Annotated in this window: 3 protein-coding genes; all 3 read right to left on the minus strand. The window is 63.4% G+C overall.

The genetic code is table 11. From position 1 onward, the window contains the following. Positions 1–180 precede the first annotated feature (180 nt). Entirely contained in the window at positions 181–750 is a 570-nt protein-coding gene (locus ACO550_RS34245) for a phosphoribosyltransferase family protein (protein ID WP_315596613.1), read from the minus strand. 123 nt (positions 751–873) lie between these two features. Continuing rightward, positions 874–2,217, minus strand: a complete 1,344-nt coding sequence (locus tag ACO550_RS34250; RefSeq protein WP_315596614.1) for an adenylosuccinate synthase — start codon at positions 2,215–2,217, stop codon at positions 874–876. 180 nt (positions 2,218–2,397) lie between these two features. Further along, a complete protein-coding gene (locus ACO550_RS34255; RefSeq protein ID WP_315596615.1) occupies positions 2,398–3,549 on the minus strand; it encodes an ATP phosphoribosyltransferase regulatory subunit in 1,152 nt (383 codons plus the stop codon). Positions 3,550–3,694 lie beyond the last annotated feature (145 nt).

The following is a 3,694-nucleotide window of genomic DNA, read 5'->3' on the forward strand; positions in this document are numbered from 1 at the left end:
CAACCTTAGTACCTGTCTGAAAAAACTTGACCACCACACTCCCCTCTCCCGCATGGCGGGAGAGGGGTTGGGGGAGAGGGTCGGCGGTTCAAGCTGAGACAAGTCGCAATTTGAACCTCATTCCCTCTCCCCCCGCCCCTCTCCCGCAGGCGGGAGAGGGGAGTAAACCAACAGCAAGCCTTACGCTGCCGAATCGTCGTCGAGCAGGCTGGCGCGTTTGCCGCGCTTGAGCCAGGCCGCGAGGTTATGCGGACGCAGCGTGTCGTATTCCTCGAACGGCTGGTGGATCCAGGGGTTCGACGGCAGGAACGTCACGTGGTAATCGGGCTCTACCTTCGAGCAGGCCTTGTACCAGAGCACCGCCGAACGTACGTCGGTCACGGCAGGATAGCGCTCCTTCAGGTGACGGCCCACGCGCTCCAGCGTCACCCCCGAATCCACGAGGTCATCGACCAGCAGGATCTTGCCGGTCAGCTCGCCACGGGTCATCGTGATGTATTGCGCGATATCGAGGTCGCCCTGCTGCGTGCCGGCGGCTTCGCGATACGAACTCGTGGCCAGGATGGCCAGCGGCACGTCAAAAATACGCGACATCTGGTCGCCCACGCGCAGTCCGCCGCGCGCCAGGCACAGGATCTTGTCGAACTTCCAGCCCGACTCGTGCACGTTCAATGCCAGGCGCGCAACCAGGCGGTGGTACTCGTCCCACGAGACCCACAGGTTCTCTTCATCATTGGTAGGCAGGTTCATGGCGTCTTTCTTGTATCAATGGCCAATGGATAAAGCATCGGCCCGCATATCGCGGGCCGAAGGCTTTTGTGAGGCCGCGACGCTCGTGGCGCCACGGTCATGCTCACGGGTATTTTTGCTGACTCAGGCGACCTGGTACGGATGACGCAGCAGGATCGTTTCGTCGCGGTCCGGACCGGTCGAAACCATGTCGATCGGAATACCAACCACTTCCTCGATGCGCTTCAGGTACACGCGTGCCGCTTCCGGCAGCGCATCCCACGTTTTCACGCCGAACGTCGATTCGTTCCAGCCCGGGAATTCCTCATACACCGGCACGCAGGCAGCCACGGCATCCGAACCGCGCGGCAGGATGTCGATGCGCTTGCCGTCGAGCTCATAGCCCACGCACAGGTTCAGCGTTTCCAGGCCATCGAGCACGTCGAGCTTGGTCATGCACAAGCCCGAAACGCCGTTGATCTGCACCGAGCGCTTCAGCGCTGCGGCGTCGAGCCAACCAGTACGACGCGGACGGCCGGTCACCGAGCCGAACTCCTTGCCGACATTGGCCAGGCGCACGCCCACGGCGTCCTGACGGGCCGGGTTGTCGTTGTCGTACAGTTCGCTCGGGAACGGGCCAGCGCCAACGCGCGTGCAGTACGCCTTGGTAATGCCCAGGATGTAGTTCAGGCGACCCGGGCCAACACCGGCACCTGCGGCGGCCGCACCGGCCACGCAGTTGCTCGACGTCACGAACGGGTAAGTGCCATGGTCCACGTCCAGCAGCGTGCCCTGCGCACCTTCGAACATCAGGTTGCCGCCCGCGGCATTCACCGCATACAGCTCGGCCGACACATCGGCCACCATCGGCTTCAGACGCGGCGCGTAGGCCAGCATCTCGTCGAGGATCTGCTGGTAGTCCACGGCTTCGGCGCCCAGGTACTGGGTCAGCATGAAGTTGTGGAACTCCACGTTCTCACGCAGGCGCTCGGCGAAATGCTTCGGATCGAACAGATCCTGCACGCGCAGCGCGCGGCGCGCCACCTTGTCTTCATAGGCCGGGCCAATGCCGCGACCCGTGGTGCCGATCTTGGCGGCGCCACGGCGCGCTTCACGCGCCTTGTCGATGGCAACGTGGTACGGCAGGATCAGCGTGGTGGCTTCGGAAATGCGCAGGCGGTTCTGCACTTGCAGGCCAGCGGCCTCGAGTTCTTCGATTTCGCGGAACAGTGCCTCGGGCGACAGCACCACACCATTGCCGATATAGCAGACGGTGCCTTCGCGCATGATTCCCGACGGGATCAGTCGCAGAATGGTTTTCTTGCCGCCGATGATGAGCGTGTGGCCAGCGTTGTGGCCGCCCTGGAACCGCACCACGCCTTTTGCCTGGTCGGTAAGCCAATCGACGATTTTCCCTTTGCCTTCGTCACCCCACTGGGTTCCGATCACGACGACATTGCGTCCCTGGCTTACTGCGGATGCGGACATGTTGAATTGGTCAGAAGGTTAAAAACGTATTCTACTCTCGTTGCCGGACGGTTCCCGTTTTTTGGGCGCCCGTATGACAGACGTTTGCATGCCTTTCCGGGCGATAACAGGCCGCCGCGGGCAGCAAACGTCATTTGAGAGCAACAGGAAAGAGCCGACGCAAACGGTCGGCCCGCTAAATCAGCGCGGCACTACCACCCAGGCATCGCCCTGGCGCAGCAGTTGCCGGTCGCAATTGAACTCGTCGAGCTCGTGCGTATGGCCCGGCAGCGACTGGATCACGATCTCGCCCGCTGCGCGCAGCGTGGCAATGGTTGCGCGCAGCGCAGGATCGGCATCCCACGGCGCAAAGATGGCCAGGGCTCGCACCTGAACCGGCGACAGTGCAGCCACCTCGCGCAGGTCCAGCGAGAAACCGGTTGCGGGACGCGCGCGACCGAATGCTTCGCCAACCTTGTCATAGCGGCCACCACGAGCCACATAGTTCGGCAAACCAGCAACATAGGCCGTGAACATCACGCCGCTGTGATAGTGGTAACCGCGCAAATCGGAAAGGTCGATATTCACGCTGGCACCGCTTACCTGCCCTGCCAGCGCCGCCAGCTCGTCCAGTGCACGGCCAATCGCCGGGCTGGCCGGCAATGTCGCGCGGGCGCGCTCGATCACTTCAACGCCGCCGTAGAGCGTGGGCAATGCCAGCAGCGCGTTGCGCTCGGTATCGGGCAGCCCGGTCGTCAGTTCGCGCAGCGCGGGTACATCCTTGGTTTCCAGCGCGGCAAACAATGCGTCCTCGATCTGGCGTACCGACGGCAGCGGCGCCAGCAATGCCTCGAGAATACCTGCGTGGCACAGGTCCAGACGGATCTCGGTCAGCCCCGCGGCCTGCAACGCGGCCAGCATCAGCTCCTGGATCTCGACGTCGGCTTCAAGGCCGGCATGACCGTAGATTTCGGCGCCAATCTGGATCGGTTCGCGTGTGGCATGGAAGCCGGCCGGGCGTGCGTGCAGCACATTGCCCGCGTAGCACAGGCGCGTCACGCCGGGGCGGTTGAGCAAGTGGGCATCGATCCGTGCCACCTGCGGCGTGATATCGGCGCGCAGGCCCATGGTGCGACCAGACAACTGGTCCACCAGCTTCAGCGTGCGCAGGTCGAGATCGTGGCCGGTACCGGTCAGCAATGACTCCAGGTACTCAAGCATCGGCGGCATGACCAGCTCGTAGCCATAGGTGCGGAACAGGTCCAGCATGCGGCGGCGCAGTTCTTCAATCTTGCGCGCTTCCGACGGCAGGACGTCGGCAATGTTTTCGGGCAGGAGCCAGCGGTTGGACATGGGGGGTCTCTTCTATCAAAAACAGGCTAGCGGGGAGCGGCCCCTCCAGCCGGACAAAACCCCGGGCGGACCGGGGTTCTGTCGAATATTGCGATCAGGGCGCCTGCGCGCCCGGTGCGCGGTCTACGCGCTACTTCTTGCCGCC

Source organism: Cupriavidus sp. (assembly GCF_057315035.1).